The organism is Streptomyces sp. YS-3, from assembly GCF_045257485.1.
Classification (GTDB): Bacteria; Actinomycetota; Actinomycetes; order Streptomycetales; family Streptomycetaceae; genus Streptomyces.
Genome location: NZ_JBJHPC010000083.1, coordinates 1 through 18,293, shown reverse-complemented (window position 1 = coordinate 18,293; position 18,293 = coordinate 1). Strand labels below are relative to the sequence as shown.

Sequence of the window (18,293 nt, the reverse complement as noted above, 5' to 3'; positions counted from 1 at the left end):
GCCTCGTAAGGGGTGGAGCTGACTGGTACTAATAGGCCGAGGGCTTGTCCTCAGTTGCTCGCGTCCACTGTGTTAGTTCTGAAATAACGAACAGCCGTGTTGTTGCCCGGTTTCGTTAATTTCATAGTGTTTCGGTGGTCATAGCGTTAGGGAAACGCCCGGTTACATTCCGAACCCGGAAGCTAAGCCTTTCAGCGCCGATGGTACTGCAGGGGGGACCCTGTGGGAGAGTAGGACGCCGCCGAACAAATTTTGGGAAAAGCCCCGTACCGGTCTCCGGTACGGGGCTTTTCTGCGTTCCGGAGCAGACGCCCCCCACGGTCACGCCGACTGCAGCAGATCCCACCGGTTGCCGTAGAGGTCCTGGAAGACCGCGACCGACCCGTACACCTCATGGCGCGGCTCCTCCAGGAAGCGGACGCCGGCCGCGGTCATCCGGGCGTGGTCGGTGGCGAAGTCCTCGGTGTGCAGGAAGAAGCCGACCCGGCCGCCCGTCTGTGCGCCGACGCTCGCACGCTCGGCGTCGTTCTTGGCGCGGGCCAGCAGCAGGGATGCGGTGCCGGTGCCGCGTGGGCGCACCACCACCCAGCGGGAGCCGTCCCCGCGGTCGGTGTCCTCGACCAGTTCGAAGCCGAGGGCGTCGGTGTAGAAGGCGATGGCCTCGTCGTAGTCGCGGACGACGAGCGTGATCAGGGCAATATGGGACATGCAGCCAGGTTATACGTATGACTCTCAGCGTGCCAAGCCGCCGGAGACGGAAGGCCGCCGCGAGAGAATGCCGGGATGGAGATCGCTGTGTTTGACCGTCTCGCCGAGCGCGCTCGGCTGCTCGCCCGCCCCGGCCACCGGCGCGTCCTCGGCATCGCCGGGGCGCCCGGCTCCGGAAAGTCGACCCTGGCGGCGCGCCTGGCCGAGCGGCTCGGCGGGGACGCCGTACTGGTCCCGATGGACGGTTTCCATCTCGCCCAGGCCGAGCTCGTCCGTCTCGGCCGCGCCGACCGCAAGGGCGCCCCGGACACCTTCGACTCCGCCGGATACGCCGCCCTGCTGACCCGGCTGAGGGACCCCGAGCCGGGCAGCGTGGTGTACGCGCCCGCCTTCGACCGTTCGCTGGAGGAGCCGGTCGCCGGGAGTATCCCGGTCGGCCCCGAGGTCCCACTCGTCGTCACCGAGGGGAACTACCTCCTCCACAACCGGGACGGCTGGGCACCGGTCCGGGCTCTGCTCGACGAGGTCTGGTTCCTGGAGATCGACAGCGAGGAGCGGGTGCGCAGACTCGTCGAGCGGCACGTTCGGTACGGGAAGGACCGTGCGTACGCCGAACGGTGGGTCAGGGAGTCCGACGAGGTCAACGCGCGCGTGGTGGCGGGTGGCCGGGAGCGTGCGGATCTTGTCGTCAGCCGGCGGGGTGCTGGGTAGGCTCGGCCTTCACCGGGCGTGGGAACGGCGTAGGGATCTACCGCGGGGCTACCGTGTGACCCGTGTGACGGAAGGCAGCTGACGTGGGGATATTCCGACGGGGGCCGAGGCGGGACCGGAGCGACGCGCCCCGGGACGCGGAGTTCGGCTATTTCTCGGCCGAAGAGGGCTCGCGGTTCCGCGCGCGGGTGCGTGAGGCGTTCGCCGAGCACGGGCTCGAAGTGACCGTCTACGCCGACTCCGTGGAGGACAGCGGAGGCCGGCGGTTCGGCCTGGCCAACCTCGCGGCGGTCTGCCACAACGACCGCCGTGGGCCCCGGGTGTGGCCGGAGCTGATTCGCCGCCATGTCGGCATGGTGCTGCGCACCATGGACGGGCCGTCCGCTCTCGACACCCTCCCGCCCGAGCAGATCCGCGCCCAGCTCTACCCCCGGGTGATCAGTGAGAACGGGCTCGACCCCCAGACCTTCAGCTACGCGCGCGGTGTCGCGCCCGGGCTGTACGAGATCCTCGCCCTGGATCTGCCGGAGAGCGTCATGATGCTCACCGACGAGGCGCTGGAGCCGCTCGGCCACGTCCCCGATCTGCGCGCCCAGGCCCTGCGCAACCTCAGGGAGCTGCCGGTCGAGTCGCACGAGACCGTCAAGGGCGAGGACGGTATGCGGTTCGAGGTGGTCGTGGGTGACTCGTTCTACACGGCCAGCCGGGTGCTCGCCCTGGACGCCCTGGTGCAGCGGCTCACCGGGCGCGAGCTGACACCGGACGGGGCTCTGGTCGCCATGCCGTTCCGGCACCAGCTGGCCTTCCACGCGATCCGCGACTCGGGGATGATTCCGGCGCTCAACGCCATGGCGTCCTTCGCCGCGGCGGGCTTCGAGGACACGCCCGGGGCGATCAGCCCGTTCGTCTACTGGTGGCGCGACGGCACGCTCACCCAGCTCAGCGACCGCGAGGTCGAGGGCGACGGCCTGCGCATCGTCGTCGGCGACGACTTCCAGGAACTGCTGGAACGGCTGGTGGGGGACAGCCAGGAGGGCGCCTGACCGCCGGACCGCCTGATCGTCTGGACGCCTGGACGCCTGGACGGGGCCGGGCCGGGCCGGGCCCGCGGTGTCGGTTTTCCCGACTCGCCGTTCCCGACTCGTTTTCCCCGGTTCGCCATTCCCGGTTCCCGATTCCCGATCGCCTGCGTCCGGGCGTACGGGCAGGATGGGGCCCATGCATCCTACCCCTGCTCCCGCGCCCTTCACCGCCGACGACTACCGGGCCAGGATGGCCCGCGCCGCCGAGTCCGCCGCCGACGCGGGGCTTGCGGGCGTCCTGGTCGCGCCCGGGCCCGACCTGGTCTACCTGACCGGGTATCAGCCGACCGCGATCACCGAGCGGCTGACGGTGCTGGTGCTGGCGGCGGGGCGTGAGCCGGTCCTCGTCGTACCGAAGCTGGAGGCGCCGGACGCCGAGCGGGCGGCCGGGGCCGCCGCACTCACCCTGCGGGACTGGACCGACGGCACCGACCCGTACGGCGTGACCGCGCCCCTGCTGGCTGCCGGTGGGCGGTTCGGCGTCAGTGACAACGCCTGGGCGATGCATCTGCTCGGCCTCCAGCAGAGGCTTCCCGGAACGTCCTATGCGGCCCTCACGCAGGCGCTCCCCATGCTCCGGGCGGTCAAGGACGTACACGAGCTGGCACGCCTTGAGGCGGCCGGTGAGGCCGCCGACAGGGCCTACGGGGAAATCCTCAAGGTCCCCTTCGCGGGACGCAGGGAGACGGACGTGGCGGCCGATCTGGCCGCGCTGCTCATCGAGTTCGGTCATTCGCAGGTGGACTTCACGGTCGTGGGCTCAGGTCCCAACGGCGCCAACCCGCACCACGAGGCGGGCGAGCGGACCATCGGGCACGGCGACATGGTCGTCCTGGACTTCGGCGCCCTCAAGCACGGCTACGGGTCGGACACCACCCGTACCGTCCACGTCGGCGAGCCCTCCGCCGAGGAGCGGCGCGTCCACGACGTCGTACGGGAGGCCCAGCGGGCCGGGTGCGAGGCGGTGCGGCCCGGGGCGGCCTGTCAGGATGTCGACCGGGCGGCGCGCGCGGTGATCGACGAGGCCGGATACGGCGAGTACTTCATCCACCGCACCGGCCACGGCATCGGCGTCACCACCCATGAGCCGCCCTACATGATCGAGGGCGAGGAGCAGCCGCTGGTGCCCGGCATGTGCTTCTCCGTGGAGCCGGGGATCTATCTGCCGGGCCGGTTCGGTGTGCGGATCGAGGACATCGTGACGGTCACCGAGGACGGCGCGCGCAGCTTCAACAACACCGCGCGCGAGATGGCGCTCGTCGACTAGGCGGGACGCCGGCGGGCCGGACGCTCAGGTGCCGACGGGGCCGAGGACCGCGCACGCTTCGGGGGGCAGCAGGAACCGGCCGTCCGGGAGGGGCGGTTCCACCGGTTCCCACGCGGCCAGCACCCGGCAGTTGTTGCGGCCCAGCGGGATCACCGCGGCCTCCTTACCGAGGTTGACCACGGTCCGCAGGTCGCCGCGGCGGAACATCAGCCAGCGCGCCTCCTCGTCGTGGACGACCTTGACCGCGGCGATGTCCGGGTCGGTGAGGTCGGGGCGGGTGCGGCGCAGCGCGATCAACTGCCGGTGCCAGCCGAGCAGGCGCGCGTGCTGCTCCCTGGCCGGCTCGTCCCAGTCCAGGCACGAGCGCGCCCGGGTGGCGGGGTCCTGCGGGTCGGGGATGTCCTCCTCGGCCCAGCCGTGCGCCGCGAACTCCCGCCGCCGGCCCGTGCGTACGGCCTCGGCGAGCTCGGGGTCGGGGTGGTCGGTGAAGTACTGCCAGGGCGTGCGGGCGCCCCACTCCTCGCCCATGAAGAGCATCGGCGTGTACGGGCCGGTCAGCACCAGCGCGGCGGCGCAGGCGAGCAGGCCGGGGGAGAGCGTGGCGGCGAGCCGGTCGCCCAGTGCCCTGTTGCCGATCTGGTCATGGGTCTGGGCGTAGGCCAGGAAGCGGTGCGCGGGGGTCCTGGCGCGGTCGACGCGCCGGCCGTGGGTCCGGCCGCGGAAGCTCGAATAGGTGCCGTCGTGGAAGAAAACCCGGGTGAGGGACTTGGCCAGGGCGGCGACGGGGGCGCGGGCGAAGTCGGCGTAGTAGCCCTGGGACTCGCCGGTGAGAGCGGTGTGCAGGGCGTGGTGGAAGTCGTCGTTCCACTGGGCGTGCAGTCCCAGGCCGCCCGCCGCGCGCGGGGCGGTGGTGCGCGGGTCGCACTGGTCGGACTCGGCGACGAGGAAGAGCGGCCGGCCCAGCTGTACGGAGAGCACGTCGACGGCGGTGGAGAGCTCTTCGAGGAACGGCAGCGCGCGCGTGTCGTACAGCGCGTGCACGGCGTCCAGGCGCAGCCCGTCGAGCCGGTAGTCGCTCAGCCAGGCGAGCGCGCTCTCCAGGAAGTACGCGCGTACCTCGTCCGATCCCGGGGCGTCCAGGTTGACGGCGGCGCCCCACGGCGTCTGGTGGGTGTCGGTGAAGTACGGGCCGAAGGCGGGGAGCCGGTTGCCGGAGGGGCCGAGGTGGTTGTGGACGACATCGAGGACGACGCCCAGGCCGTGGGCGTGCGCCGCGTCGACGAAGCGCTTCAGCCCTTCGGGGCCTCCGTAGGGCTCGTGCACGGCCCAGGGCGCCACGCCGTCGTATCCCCAGCCGTGCCGCCCCGGGAACGAGCACACCGGCATCAGCTCGACATGCGTCACGCCCAGTTCCGCCAGATGGGCGAGACGGCCGGCCGCGGCGTCGAAGGTGCCCTCGTCGGTGTAGGTGCCGACATGGAGCTCGTAGAGGATCCCGCCGGACAGCGGACGGCCCTCCCAGGGGTGCTGCCAGCCGTAGTCCTCGTGGACGACGACCGCGCTCAGGCCGTCCGGTCCGTCCGGGAGTCGGCGCGAGCGCGGGTCCGGCAGCGGGCGCCCGCCGTCCACGGCGTACCCGTACCGGTCGCCGTCGCGGGCCGCGGCCTCGGTGATCCACCATCCGGTCCGCACCGGATGCGGCTCCATGTCGTGGGCCGCGCCCTCCAACTGGAGGGCGACCCGGTCCGCCCGCGGCGCCCACACCTCGAACAACATGCCTGATACCTCCCGTTGCCCGCGTACCGTCAAACCGTGGAACAGGGCCTCCATCGTCCGCGGAAGGCGGGAGCAAGGTCTGGAGGTTGCGGTTACCCGCCATTAAGGTCCACATCCATGACCCTGCCGCCGTTCCCGCACGGCTTCCTCTGGGGAGCCTCCGCCTCAGCCTTCCAGACCGAGGGGGCCGCCGCAGCCGAGGGCAAGGGGCCCTCCGGCTGGGACGCCTTCGCCGCCGAGCCGGGACGCGTCAAGGACGGCGCCGACGCCTCCCGGGGCACCGGCTTCCACGCGCGCTACCGCGAGGACGTCGCCCTGCTCGCCGGGCTCGGCGCCGGAGCCTTCCGCTTCTCCGTCAGCTGGCCGCGTGTCGTCCCGGGCGGCAGCGGCCCGGTCAACGAGGCGGGGCTCGACTTCTACGACCGGCTCGTCGACGAGCTGTGCGCCCACGGCATCACCCCCGCGCCGACCCTCTACCACTGGGACACCCCGCTGGAGCTCGATGAGGCGGGCGGCTGGCTCCAGCGCGACACCGCGTACCGGTTCGCCGACTACGCGCGCGTGGTGGCCGAAAGGCTCGCCGACCGCGTCCCCATGTGGATCACCGTCAACGAGCCGGCCGAGGTGACGCTGCTCGGCTACGCGCTCGGGGAGCACGCGCCCGGCAGGAAGCTCCTCTTCGACGCCCTCCCGGCCGCCCACCACCAGCTGCTCGCCCACGGTCTGGCCGTCGGGGCCCTGCGTGACGCCGGCGCCCGTTCCATAGGCCTGGCGCTCTCGCACACACCGGTGTGGCCCGCGGGCGAGAGCGAGGAGGACCGTTTCGCCGCGGACCTGTACGACACGATCGGCAACTGGCTGTTCGCGGACCCCGTCCTCACCGGCCGCTACCCCGACGAGAACTTCGCGGCCCTGATGCCGGGCCCGGTCGCGGACGACCTCGCCGTCATCTCGGCGCCGCTCGACTGGTACGGGGTGAACTACTACAACCCCACGCGCGTGGGCGCGCCCGCGCCCGAGGCCGTCGACTCCTTCGCCGGGTTCGCGATGCCCCCCGAACTGCCCTTCGGCATCAGGGAGATCGAGGGGTACGAGACCACGGCCTTCGGCTGGCCGGTGGTCCCCGACGGGCTGCGCGAGATGCTCCTCCTACTGAAGGCGCGCTACGGCGACCGGCTGCCGCCGGTGTACATCACCGAGAACGGCTGCTCCTACGACGGCATCGAGGACGCCGGACGCATCCGCTATCTGGACGGGCATCTGCGCGCCCTGCACCGCGCCATCGCCGAGGGCGTGGACGTACGCGGCTACTTCGTGTGGTCCCTCACCGACAACATCGAGTGGATCGAGGGCGCCGCACAGCGCTTCGGCCTCGTCCACGTCGACTACCCGACGCTGCGGCGCACCCCGAAGGACTCCTACCGCTGGTACCGGGACATGATCCGGGCCCAGCGCGCCACCCGCTGAGCCCGGCGAACCGTCTCAGCCGTCGCTCGGCCACACCATGTTGATCGCGCACCCGAAGGTCACGTACCCCGCGCGCGCGAAGGCGTTCGCCATCGGCACGTTGCCGAAGTCCGTGGCGGCACGGATGCGCGGGACGTCCTGCGCGGCCAGGACGCGGGTGCCCTCGGCCAGGATGTCGTCGATGTAGCCGTGGCCGCGGTGGGCGGGCAGAACACCGATGTACGCGATGATCGGGTGGTAGTTGTTGCGCGCCGGGACGACGAAGCCGACCGGGCCGCCCCCGTCCGGGAGTTCGGCTATCCGCCACCACTCGCGGGGCGTCCGGTACGTCTCGAACTCCTCCTCGTACATCAGCTCCGCCGACGCGCGCGGGGTCATCGTCCGCAGTTCCGTACGGCTGTGCTCGTCGAGCGTGCCCTCCAGGACCAGCGTCATCAGGGACAGCAGCTCCTCGCGGTCGGTCGCCGGGCGGAAGACCAGCCGCGTGGAGGGGGCGGGGACCGGCGTCCCCGGCCGCCACTCCATCCGCAGCCGCTCCACCAGGAGCCGTGCGCCGGTCGCGGACGCGATGCCCATGCGGGTCTCGACGACCTCGCGCGCGTGGGCGTCCTCGCGCCAGTCGCCCGGCGTGAAGCGCCCGTACTCCGGACGCGGTATGCCCGCCGGGATCACCGCCGCCGTCGCGGTCTCCAGCAGCTCCACCCCGACGGCGTGACGCTCGGCGGGCGGCAGCGAGTCGTCGACGTCGAGGAAGTCGAGGACGAACGGGGCTTCGTGGTCCGGCGGCGTCCACCAGGAGAGGCGGGCGAGCACCCGGTCCCCGCGCAGCGCCACCCACATCCAGGCGGGCAGCCGGCGGCCGGTGGCGAGATCCTCCTCCACCTCGTGGTCGAGGACGTAGGAGAGCTGCTGGAAGAGCCCGAGTTCCTCGGGCCCGGCGAGCGGACGGAAGGTGATGTCCGACGCGGATGTCGTCAAGGGGTTCCCCTCGTGGGCGGTAACGGTGGCCAGACCGTAGCAATCGCGCCGGGCCGTGCGACAAGGGTTTTCCTCGCAGGTCAGAGGGCGGTGCGCGCAACGGACGCAAAGTGCCGCCCTGCTGGACACGCCGAGCCCGTCGGCCCGACAATCTCTGCTGTGACGTCGTCCTTCCAGTTCAACACGTATCCCGCTCCCGCCCGGCCGTCGGACGCCGAGCGTGACCGGGCGCTCGACCTGCTCAAAGAGGGCGCCGCACAGGGGAAGCTGTCGCACGACACGTTCCTGCGCCGGATGGAACTGGCCCTGTCCGCGCGCCGGTCCGACGAACTCGCCGCGCTCACCGCCGACCTGGACGCCAAGAGCCGCTGGTCGAAGGCGCTGTACGGGGCCGTGAGCCGGGTCTCCGGGTTCAGCGTCTCGATGCGCCGCGCGTGGCAGTCCGAAAGGCTGCCGAAGCTGCTCTTCCCCGTGCCGGGTCCGTATCCGCTGCGGATCGGCCGCGACCCGCACAACGGGCTGCGGCTCAGCCACGAGACGGTCTCCCGGGTGCACGCCGAGCTGACCCACCAGTCCGGCGTATGGGTGCTGCGCGACCTCGGATCCACCAACGGCACGAGCGTCAACGGGCGCCGGGTGACGGGCGCCGTCGTGGTCAACGACGGCGACCATGTGAGCTTCGGGCGGATGAGCTTCCGCCTCGCCACGCACTGACACCGACCTGGGCGAACGCCCGCGCCGGGGGCGTTGTCAGTGGTGCCCCTCATGATGGCGGTATGAACGACGACCAGCAGCCGCGGGTGCGGGCCGCCCGCCCCGCAGACCTGCCACGCCTGGCCGAACTCGCCGCGGAGCACGCCGTGTACGAGAGGGCCGAGCCGCCCGCGCCCGGTCTCGCGGACCGGCTCGCAGCGGTCCTCTTCGGCCCGGGCAGGTCCCGGGCGCGCTGTTTCGTCGCCGAGATACCGGGCGGCGAGGTCGTGGGATACGCGAGCTGCGCGCCCGAGTTCTCCACCTGGCAGGCGAGCGAGTACCTGCACATGGACTGTCTCTTCCTGCGCGACGGCCACCGCGGGCTGGGCCTCGGCGCCCTGCTGGTCGAGGCGGTCGCCGCCGAGGCACGGGCGCTCGGGATGCCCCAGGTGCAGTGGCAGACGCCGGTCTGGAACGAAGGGGCGCGGCGGTTCTACGACCGCATGGGCGCGACCGGCCGCGAGAAGCTGCGGTACTCGCTGCCCGTTGCCCCGCAGGAGGCACCGGAGTAGCCGAACGCGTGGGGGTCGGCCTTGCTGGGGGCCGGACCGCCCGCGCCCCGCGAGTTCACCCGTACGGGCGCACGCCGATCGCGTCCGCGTGGCCGCGGTGGTCCGCTGGGTGCAGCCGCGCCCACCCGGGCGCCGACCGGCGGAGGGCGGCGGATGCAGACCGAGAAGCGGGGCGCACCGGTGCCGACGGGGCCGCCCGAGCCCGCGCGCGGAGGCCGGGGTGCTGTGACCGGGCCCGGGGCGGCAGCGCCCGCCGTGCCCGCCACCCCTTCCCTCCTCGGCCCCGAGGCCGCCCGGGACCGGTACGGCTTCTACCGCACCCTGCGCGAGTCGTACCCGCTGGTGTGGGACGGCCGGCTGGGGGCGTGGCTCGTCAGCCGGTACGGGGACGTCGCCTCCGCGCTGGGCGACCCGGGGCTCGTGCGGCCTCGGCGCGGGCCGTGCTGCTGGCCCGGCGAGGTGTGGTGCGAAGGATCGCCGCAGGAGGCGGACGACGAGGCGTTCGGGGTGCTGAGGGAGGTGTCCGAGCGGACCGCCTTCGTGCTGGCGCGGCGGCTCGCGAGGCGTGAAGGGGCCGATCTGGCCGCGGAGTTCTGCCACTGGCTGCCGGTCGGGACCGCCGCCACCGCGCTCGGGCTGTCCTGCGCGGAGCTGACGCGCGGCAGCCGCGTCAAGGGCCGGCGGGCGGGCCCGGCCGCCGCCCTGGCCGTGCTCTGCGCCGATCGGTCCGCCCTGATCGGCAAGGCGCTCGCCTCCCTGCTCGCCAATCTCCTCGACCATCCGGGGGAGTGGGCGGCGGCAGCGGGCGCGGCGCCCGGCGCCCTCACCGCCGTCTGGGGCGAGTCCCTGCGCAGGAACCCTCCCGTTCATGTCGTACTGAGACGGGCGCGCCGGGACGCCCGTACGGCCGGCGGCACGGTGCCCGCGGGCGCGGCGGTCGCCCTGCTGGTCGGAGCCGCGAGCCGGGACCCGGACCGGTTCGCAAATCCCGATCGGTTCGACCCGCGCCGCACCGCCGCGGCCCCGCTGGCCTTCGGGCCCCCGGACTGCCCGGCCGCGCGCGTGGCCGAACTCCAGGCGGAGTGCGCCGTACGCGCGCTGGGCGACGCCATGCCGCGGCTCCGGTGGGCCGGGGGCTTCCGGCCCACCGAGACGGGGCTGCTCACACGGGCCCCGCGGACCCTTCTCGTACGCCCGGCCGGTCGACCCGCCTGAGCAGGGCGACCGGATGGTCGGCGAACAGATCGCTGAGCTTCACCGTCCCCGTGAACTCCCGGCCTGGCCGGTCGGGCCTGTCGTGGCGGCCGGAGTCCTTTGAGGCGCCGGTCCGCAGGACATCGACCCACGCCCCCTCCGGCAGCGCCAGCCCCGTCGGGCCCCAGCCGCCCGACGCGCCCAGCCGCAGGGAGAGCCGGGTCACCGCCGTCACCACGTCACCGGAGCGGCAGAACGCGAGGCAGTGGTCGGCGGCCGGTCCGTCGGCGAACAGCGCCTCGTACGTACTGAACTCCCCGAACACCTCCGGAAGTTCCCGTCGTAGCCGCAGAGCCGCCCTCGACAGCTCGCCCTTCTCGTCCGGGAGTGAGTGCGTTCCCGTCTCGGGGAAGTCGACCGGCCGGCGGTTGTCGGGGTCCACCAACGTCAGGCACTCCGACTCCGTGCCCTGGTACACGTCCGGCACGCCCGGCATCGTCAGCTGTACGAGGGCGGCGCCCAGCACGTTCGCGCGCGTGGCCGACGCCAGGCTCCGGGAGAACTCCGCGATCTGCGCCGCGAGCGCCCCGCCGGGCCCAGAGACGGCGAAGTCGGTCAGCGCCCGCTCGTACACCGGATCCTGCTCGGTCCACGTCGTGTGCAGGCCCGCCTCGCGCGCGGCCTTGAGCAGGGCCCCGCCCAGCCGGTCCGCGGCCGGCCCGGTGCCGCCGAGACCGACCGCTGTCTGCCAGGCCGCCCAGGCCAGCTGGGGATCGGGCGCGGGGGCCGTGGCCAGCCGCCCGAGCAGCGCCCTCCACCGCTCCGGGCACTCGGACAGCACGGCGATCCGGGCCCGTACGTCCGCACTGCGCTTGGTGTCGTGCGTGGACAGGACCGTCCCGGTGGCGGGCCAGTCGCGAGCGATCCTGGCGCAGTAGGCGTGGAATTCCTCGGGGGGCACGACGGGCCGTCCGGGCTCGCCACCCACCTCGTTGGCGGACAGCAGAGCCACAAATCGATAAAACGCCGTGTCCTCCAGGGATTTGGCGCGCAGAGCCGAGGACGTCTGGGCGAAACGGGCCTGGAAGGTGTGGAGTTCGACGCCTTCCCCGCCGTCGTCGTCGGCCTTCCTCGCGCCGTGCCGTCCCAGCAGCAGCCCCCGCACCGCGTCGACCGCCGCGGCCTCCTCCGGGACACCGAAGGCCTCCCGCGCCTCCCGCGCCATCTCCGGGGTGAGCACCTCCTCCGCCCCGGTGCGGTACGGGCGGTACACCGGCATCCGCACCAGCAGCTCGCACAGGGCCAGCCGCAGGGCCCAGGGGGCGTGGTCGCGCAGGTCCGGGGTGCGGGCGCACAGGCGCGCCGCCGCGCGCGTCAGCCGGTCCACCTCGGCGGCCAGGTCATGGGTGACCACCTCGTACGCGGCGCGCCGCGCGGTCGGCTCCCAGTGCCCGCCCCGGTCGCCGTCCTGCCCGATGAACTCCCGGTAGTGGCGCAGAAGTTCCCGGTGGCCGGCCGGGTCGACGAAGAGGCCGTCGATCCGGTGCAGCGCGTCGTAGCCGGTCGTCCCGGCGACCGCCCAGTCGGAGGGCAGCGGTTCGGTGCGGGCGAGGATCTTCTCCACCACGGTCCAGGCGCCGCCGGTCGCCTCGTTCAGCCGCCGCAGATACGTCTCGGGGTCGGCGAGCCCGTCCGGGTGGTCAACGCGCAGCCCGTCCACCACCCCGTCCCGCACCAGCTCCAGCACCTTGGCGTGGGTCGCGGCGAAGACGTCCTCGTCCTCCACCCGGACCCCGATGAGGTCCGAGATGGTGAAGAACCGGCGGTAGTTGAGCTCGGTGCGGGCCAGCCGCCACCAGCCGAGCCGGTACCACTGGGCGTCCAGCAGCTCGGGCAGGGGCAGCCCCTCCGTACCGGCGCGCAAGGGGAACTCATGCGCCTCCCCGTACGTCAGTACGCCCTTCTCCGCGTCCACCGCCAGCCGGTCCAGCTCGTCCCCGACCGGCCCGGCGAGGACCGGCAGCAGCACCTTGCCGCCGTTCGCCGTCCAGTCGATGTCGAACCAGGTGGCGTACGGCGAGTCGGGCCCCTTGCGCAGCACCTCCCACAGCTGCCGGTTGTGGCGCGGCGCCGCCGCCATGTGGTTCGGGACGATGTCGAGGACCAGGCCGAGCCCGGCGGCCCGCGCGGTCCGGGCGAGCCGCCGCAGTCCGTCCTCCCCGCCCAGCTCCTCGCGTACGCGCGCGTGGTCGACGACGTCGTAGCCGTGCGTCGACCCCGGCACCGACTCCAGGACCGGCGACAGATGCAGATGCGACACCCCGAGCGAGGCCAGATACGGCACGGCACGCTCGGCGGCACGGAAGGGGAAGCCCGGCTGGAGCTGCAGCCGGTAGGTCGCAGTGGGTGTCATACAAACGTACGTACCCTGTATCGCGGCTTCTGTGCCTTCGGCCCACGCGCCCGCACCCGTCTGCCGCGCGCGTTTCGCCCGATGCCCGGAGCGCTTCGGACCGGGTGCGGGGGCGTCACCCGAACGGCCCCGTGCCGGTCGGCGTTCCCATGAGGTCCGGCGGGCCCCGTACGGCCGGAGAGGGTCCTCGTTCCCCGGCCGCGGTGCCCGCCCCCGCTCAGGCCGGGCGGTGCAGCACCGCCAGGCTCCGCCCCACGAGGGTGACCCGCTCGCCCGCCGTCACCTTGGCGCCCTCGCCCGGCGGCACCCCCTCGCTCCGGCCCGTGTCGACCACCACCTGCCACTGCCGGCCGTGGTTGACCGGCACCAGGAAGTCGATGGTCTCCGCGCTCGCGTTGAACATCAGTAGGAAGGAGTCGTCCGCGATGCGCTCGCCCCGTGGGCCGGGCTCGGAGATGGCGTTGCCGTTGAGGAAGACGGTGAGGGCCTTGGCGCTCGACGACTGCCAGTCCTGCTGTGTCATCTCCTCGCCCTCGGGGGTGAACCAGGCGATGTCCGACAGCTCGTCGTGCGTGCCCTCCACCGGCCGGCCGTGGAAGAACCGGCGGCGCCGGAACACCGGGTGGTCGCGCCTGAGCCACACCATCGTCCGGGTGAAGGCGAGCAGCGTCCCCTCCGGGTCGCTGTCCGGGTCGGGCCACTTCACCCAGCTCAGCTCGCTGTCCTGGCAGTAGGCGTTGTTGTTGCCGTGCTGGGTGCGGGCGAACTCGTCGCCGTGGCTGAGCATCGGCACGCCCTGCGACAGCATCAGGGTGGCGATGAAGTTGCGCATCTGGCGTTCGCGCAGCTCCAGTACGCCCGCGTCGTCCGTCTCGCCCTCGGCGCCGCAGTTCCAGGACCGGTTGTGGCTCTCGCCGTCCCGGTTGCCCTCCTTGTTGGCCTCGTTGTGCTTGTCGTTGTACGAGACGAGATCGTGCAGGGTGAAGCCGTCGTGGCAGGTGTGGAAGTTGATGGAGGCCAGCGGACGCCGTCCGTCGTCCTGGTAGAGGTCGGAGGAGCCCGTGAGGCGTCCGGCGAACTCGGCGAGCGTACGTGGCTCGCCCCGCCACAGGTCCCGTACGGTGTCGCGGTACTTGCCGTTCCACTCGGTCCACAGCGGCGGGAAGTTGCCCACCTGGTAGCCGCCCTCACCGACGTCCCAGGGCTCCGCGATCAGCTTCACCTGGCTGACCACCGGGTCCTGCTGCACCAGGTCGAAGAAGGACGAGAGCCGGTCCACCTCGTGGAACTGGCGGGCCAGCGTCGCCGCGAGGTCGAAGCGGAACCCGTCCACATGCATCTCGGTCACCCAGTACCGCAGCGAATCCATGATCAGCTGGAGGACGTGCGGCGAGCGCATCAGGAGCGAGTTCCCGGTGCCGGTGGTGTCCTCGTAGTAGCGCGGATCGTCGGCGAGCCGGTAGTACTGCGCGTTGTCCAGACCCCGGAAGGAGAGGGTGGGGCCCAGGTGGTTGCCCTCGGCCGTGTGGTTGTAGACCACATCGAGGATGACCTCGATCCCGGCCTCGTGCAGCGCCCGTACCGCCTGCTTGAACTCCAGGACCTGCTGCCCCCGGTCTCCCCAGGAGGCGTACGCGTTGTGCGGGGCGAAGAAGCCGATCGTGTTGTATCCCCAGTAGTTGGACATCCCCTCGTCCGCGAGCCGGTGGTCGTTGACGAACTGGTGCACCGGCATCAGCTCCAGAGCCGTCACCCCCAGCTCCGTCAGATGGCCGATGACGGCCGGGTGCGCCAGCGCCGCGTAAGTGCCGCGCATCTCCGGGGGAAGCTCCGGATGGAGCATCGTCAGGCCCTTCACATGGGCCTCGTAGAGCACCGTGCGGTGGTACTCGGTGCGCGGCGGCCGGTCGTCGCCCCAGTCGAAGTACGGGTTGACGACCACCGACGTCATCGTGTGCGGCGCCGAGTCCATGTCGTTGCGCGAGTCGGGGCGGTCGAAGTAGTAGCCGTACACCGCCTCGCCCCATTCGATGCTCCCGCTGATGGCGCGCGCGTAGGGGTCGAGGAGCAGCTTCGCCGAGTTGCAGCGGTGCCCGTTCTGCGGCTCGTACGGGCCGTGCACACGGAAGCCGTAGCGCTGCCCCGGCATCACTCCGGGCAGATACGCGTGGCGCACAAAGGCGTCGCTCTCGCGCAGCTCCACCGCCGTCTCCGAACCGTCGTCGTGCAGAAGGCACAACTCGATCCGCTGGGCGGCCTCCGAGAAGACCGCGAAATTGGTCCCGGCGCCGTCGTACGTGGCGCCGAGTGGGTACGCCTGTCCCGGCCACACCTGCATGGGCAAGACTCTTCCACTTCTGTTCCGGGTACTGAGGGGCACTTGACGCAGATCCTCCCGGAAAAGAAGTCCGTCCCCTAGGACGCCGGAGTGCTCCGGAGGGTGATCCGAACAGCGGTTACCCCCGTTGGGCGACCGGTACCCCGGTCGATCCGGACGGCCTGCGCGTACGGATCCGGCCACCTTTCGGAGCGGTGTGGGGTCCCGGCGCAGGTGGGGCCGCTATGAATCAGCTCACTCGCCCCGACGGGCCGGCGCGGAACCGATCACGTGGACAAGGGAGTTGGGAAACAGCCTCTCCATCCGGCTGCACCGCCTCCTGCTCGCGGAGTACTCTTCCTTGATCGTTGGAGGGGGACCGGAAGGCGGTGCGGCGGGTGAGCTCGGGAGGGCTGGAGCTGCCCCCTGGTGACACGGGTCACGAGGGGGAGTCCGGCGACATCCCGCCCGGCGCGGTCTCCGTGGCGCGTCCGGTGGAGATCGGGGCGGAACTGGACTGGGACGCGGACGCCTGGAGCGAGGTGCGCACGCGCGCCCAGCGGGCGGGCCGGGCCTACATCTGGCTGAATCTGGTGGAGCAGCGGCTGCGGGCCGTGGTCGCGGCCGTGCTGTGCCCCATCTACGAGCCGGTCCACGGGGACGACTGGGTGGTGGCGGCTGCGGGCCCGGCCGGGCAGGAGTGGGTGCAGCGGGCCGTCGCCGTACGGGAGGTGTCGCGCCGCAAGGGCTATCTGCTCGACCCGGCCGACGACAACGTGCTGAGCTTCCTCACCCTGCCGCAGCTGCGCGAGCTGATGGTGCAGCACTGGCCGTGCTTCGAGCCGTACGTGGACGACCGGCGCGACGTGGAGCTCGCCCTGGACGAGCTGGAGGTCGCGCGGAACGTCGTCTCGCGCAACCGCGCGCTCAACGAGGCGGTGCTCGCCCAGGCAGAGCGCGCCTCGGCCCGGCTGCTGGACGTGCTGGGCGGCGGGGCGGGCGCGCCGGCCGCGCACCGGCTGCCCATCGACGCGGTCGAGGACCTGGTGGGCGACCGGTACGCGGACGTGGTCTCGGTCCACTCCGACCGGGTGCGGCTGCAGCGCCAGCTTCCCGCCGAGGACCTGTTCAGCCACGCCAGACGGCTCGACGCGATAGGCATCGGCCTCAATCTGCTGGTCCAGAACTACTCGGGGCGCCGGCTCGTGCGCCTGGCCGAGTCGGGCTGCCGCGTCCGGCTGCTCTTCCTGAACCCGGCGAGCAGCGCGGTGAAGCGGCGCGAGCGCGAACTGGGGCTGAAGAAGGGCGAGCTGAGCCGGTCGGTCGAGATGAACATCCTGCACATGCGCCGGGTGCGGGCCCGGCTGCGCGACCCCGGGGCCTTCGAGATCCAGGTGTTCGACGAGACCCCGCGCTTCACGGCGTACCTGGTCGACGGGGACGGCACCGACGGCCTCGCGGTCGTCCAGTCGTATCTGCGCAGGGCACGGGGGATGGAGGCGCCGGTGCTGGTGCTGCGCGGAGGCGCGCGGCGGGAGGTCGTACGCCCGGACCAGGATGTCGAACACGGACTTTTCGCGACATACCGCGAGGAGTTCGAGTCGATGTGGGTGGATTCGCGGCCTGTGTCCTGACCGATCATCGGCTCCCCGGACCCCATTGTCAGTGGTGCGTGCGAGGCTGTTCGTCACTGGGGGAGAGCACCAAAAGGGAGGGCCAAGATGGGGTGGCACCGCGAACCGCTGGTCGGATTCGACCTGGAGACGACCGGCACGGACCCGCTGGAGGCACGGATCGTGTCGGCCGCGATCGTCGGCGTCCGGGGCGGCGAGGTGGCCCGGCAGCGGAACTGGCTGGCGGATCCGGGCATTCTGATCCCGGCACAGGCCTCGGCGATCCACGGCATCAGCAACGAGCGGGCGGCGTCCGAAGGCCGCCCGGTGCGCGAGGTCGCCGACGAGATAGCGGAGACGATCACGGGGTACTGGGCGCGGGGAGTGCCGGTCGTGGCGTACAACGCGGCGTTCGACCTGACGCTCCTGGAGGCCGAACTGCGCCGCCACGCCCTGCCCTCGCTCACCGACCGGCTCGGGGGCGCGCCCCTGGGCCCGGTCGTCGACCCGTACACGATCGACCGCGCGGTCGACCGCTACCGCAAGGGCAAGCGGACACTGGAGGCGGTGTGCGTGGAGTACGGAGTGGTGCTCGACGGCGCCCATGAGGCGGGTGCGGACGCGCTGGCGGCGGTCCGGGTGGCCGTGGCGATAGCCGACCGCCATCCCCAGGTCGCCCGGCTGCTCCCGGCGGAGCTGCACGCACAGCAGATCGAGTGGTACGCGGCGTGGGCGGCCGACTTCCAGCAGTTCCTGCGCCGGAAGGGCACAGCGGACGCGACGGTTGACCCCGCGTGGCCGATACGGGAGCCGGCACCGGTCCAGGGCTGACGGCGGACCGCCGGCCGCCGACGGCCGGGGGCCCGGGGCCGGGCCGCACCGGCTCGGCGTGGGTCGCGCCCGCTTGCCGGGGCGCGGTCATGTGCCGGGGCGCGGCTCGCCCGTGAGGCGCGCAGGGTCAGAACGGGTACCAGCGGACCTCGGGGTCGCCGTCCCGCAGGGAGGCCACCCGGCGGCGGAACTCGTCGAGCGCCTTGGGGTTGACCGGTGCGTGCTGGGCGACCCAGGCACAGCTGGCCGTCTCCCGCGCGCCCCGCAGCACCGCGCACCCCTCCCACTCCCGCACATCCCACCCGTACGCATCGGTGAACGCGTCGTACTGCTCGTCCGGCAGCCCGTACCGGTCCCGGGAAAGGGCCATGACCACCAGGTCGTGTTCCCGGAAGTCGGTGGAGAAGGTCTCCAGGTCGACCAGGACGGGGCCGTCGGGGCCGACATGGACGTTGCGGGGCAGTGCGTCGCCGTGGATGGGGCCGGGCGTCAGGTGCGGGGTGAGGGCGGAAGCCGCGTCGGCGAAACCGTCCCGGCGGGCGCGGAGATAGGGCGCGTCGGCGGGGTCGATCGCGTCCCCGGCCAGCCGCAGCCAGCGCTCGACCCCGCCGAGCAGTTCTCGGCGGGGCAGGGTGAACGCCGGGGCGGGCAGGGCGTGGACGAGCCGCAGC

Annotated in this window: 15 protein-coding genes and 1 rRNA gene; 10 read left to right on the top strand and 6 right to left on the bottom strand. The window is 72.4% G+C overall.

Annotated elements, in window-relative coordinates:
* The first annotated feature begins 130 nt into the window (after nt 1–130).
* Nucleotides 131–247: ribosomal RNA gene (gene rrf / locus ACJA3G_RS10495) — 5S ribosomal RNA — on the top strand.
* Between the two features lie 74 nt (nt 248–321).
* Here rrf and ACJA3G_RS10490 read toward each other — a convergent pair.
* Nucleotides 322–708: a VOC family protein gene (locus ACJA3G_RS10490; protein WP_406552638.1), complete on the bottom strand. Its 387-nt coding sequence runs from the start codon at nt 706–708 to the stop codon at nt 322–324.
* A 75-nt stretch (nt 709–783) separates the two neighbouring features.
* Between ACJA3G_RS10490 and ACJA3G_RS10485 the strand changes: the two genes are divergently transcribed.
* From ACJA3G_RS10485 to ACJA3G_RS10475, 3 genes are all read left to right on the top strand, one after another.
* Nucleotides 784–1,419, top strand: coding sequence for a nucleoside/nucleotide kinase family protein (locus ACJA3G_RS10485; RefSeq protein ID WP_406552637.1), 636 nt, complete (start codon nt 784–786; stop codon nt 1,417–1,419).
* Nucleotides 1,420–1,502: 83 nt separating this feature from the next.
* Nucleotides 1,503–2,462, top strand: a complete 960-nt coding sequence (locus ACJA3G_RS10480) for a hypothetical protein (RefSeq protein WP_406552636.1) — start codon at nt 1,503–1,505, stop codon at nt 2,460–2,462.
* A gap of 175 nt (nt 2,463–2,637) precedes the next feature.
* Entirely contained in the window at nt 2,638–3,768 is a 1,131-nt protein-coding gene (locus ACJA3G_RS10475) for a M24 family metallopeptidase (protein WP_406552635.1), read from the top strand.
* A gap of 24 nt (nt 3,769–3,792) precedes the next feature.
* Here the strand turns inward: ACJA3G_RS10475 and treZ are convergent, their stop codons facing one another.
* Entirely contained in the window at nt 3,793–5,598 is a 1,806-nt protein-coding gene (gene treZ / locus ACJA3G_RS10470; RefSeq protein WP_406552634.1) for a malto-oligosyltrehalose trehalohydrolase, read from the bottom strand.
* Nucleotides 5,599–5,661: 63 nt separating this feature from the next.
* On the opposite strand from treZ, the gene ACJA3G_RS10465 reads away from it, so the two are divergent.
* On the top strand, nt 5,662–7,011 hold the full coding sequence (locus ACJA3G_RS10465; RefSeq protein WP_406552633.1) for a GH1 family beta-glucosidase: 1,350 nt from the start codon (nt 5,662–5,664) through the stop codon (nt 7,009–7,011).
* Between the two features lie 15 nt (nt 7,012–7,026).
* Here ACJA3G_RS10465 and ACJA3G_RS10460 read toward each other — a convergent pair whose 3' ends face one another.
* On the bottom strand, nt 7,027–7,989 hold the full coding sequence (locus ACJA3G_RS10460; protein ID WP_406552632.1) for a GNAT family N-acetyltransferase: 963 nt from the start codon (nt 7,987–7,989) through the stop codon (nt 7,027–7,029).
* Nucleotides 7,990–8,148: 159 nt separating this feature from the next.
* On the opposite strand from ACJA3G_RS10460, the gene ACJA3G_RS10455 reads away from it, so the two are divergent.
* From ACJA3G_RS10455 to ACJA3G_RS10445, 3 genes are all read left to right on the top strand, one after another.
* Nucleotides 8,149–8,703, top strand: coding sequence for an FHA domain-containing protein (locus ACJA3G_RS10455; protein WP_406552631.1), 555 nt, complete (start codon nt 8,149–8,151; stop codon nt 8,701–8,703).
* Between the two features lie 62 nt (nt 8,704–8,765).
* Nucleotides 8,766–9,254: a GNAT family N-acetyltransferase gene (locus ACJA3G_RS10450; RefSeq protein ID WP_406552630.1), complete on the top strand. Its 489-nt coding sequence runs from the start codon at nt 8,766–8,768 to the stop codon at nt 9,252–9,254.
* 153 nt (nt 9,255–9,407) lie between these two features.
* A complete protein-coding gene (locus ACJA3G_RS10445; RefSeq protein WP_406552629.1) occupies nt 9,408–10,469 on the top strand; it encodes a cytochrome P450 in 1,062 nt (353 codons plus the stop codon).
* Here ACJA3G_RS10445 and treY read toward each other — a convergent pair.
* Together treY and glgX are read right to left on the bottom strand one after the other, a co-directional pair.
* Nucleotides 10,417–12,861, bottom strand: coding sequence for a malto-oligosyltrehalose synthase (gene treY / locus ACJA3G_RS10440; RefSeq protein ID WP_406552628.1), 2,445 nt, complete (start codon nt 12,859–12,861; stop codon nt 10,417–10,419). The two genes, ACJA3G_RS10445 and treY, sit on opposite strands and share 53 nt — an antisense overlap.
* A 217-nt stretch (nt 12,862–13,078) precedes the next feature.
* On the bottom strand, nt 13,079–15,199 hold the full coding sequence (glgX, locus tag ACJA3G_RS10435; RefSeq protein WP_406552627.1) for a glycogen debranching protein GlgX: 2,121 nt from the start codon (nt 15,197–15,199) through the stop codon (nt 13,079–13,081).
* 377 nt (nt 15,200–15,576) lie between these two features.
* On the opposite strand from glgX, the gene ACJA3G_RS10430 reads away from it, so the two are divergent.
* Nucleotides 15,577–16,812, top strand: a complete 1,236-nt coding sequence (locus tag ACJA3G_RS10430; RefSeq protein ID WP_406552626.1) for an SAV2148 family HEPN domain-containing protein — start codon at nt 15,577–15,579, stop codon at nt 16,810–16,812.
* Nucleotides 16,813–16,899: 87 nt separating this feature from the next.
* Nucleotides 16,900–17,622: a 3'-5' exonuclease gene (locus ACJA3G_RS10425; protein WP_406552625.1), complete on the top strand. Its 723-nt coding sequence runs from the start codon at nt 16,900–16,902 to the stop codon at nt 17,620–17,622.
* A 127-nt stretch (nt 17,623–17,749) separates the two neighbouring features.
* Here ACJA3G_RS10425 and ACJA3G_RS10420 read toward each other — a convergent pair.
* A partial coding sequence (locus tag ACJA3G_RS10420; protein WP_406552624.1) for a phosphotransferase occupies nt 17,750–18,293 on the bottom strand: 544 nt, incomplete at its 5' end.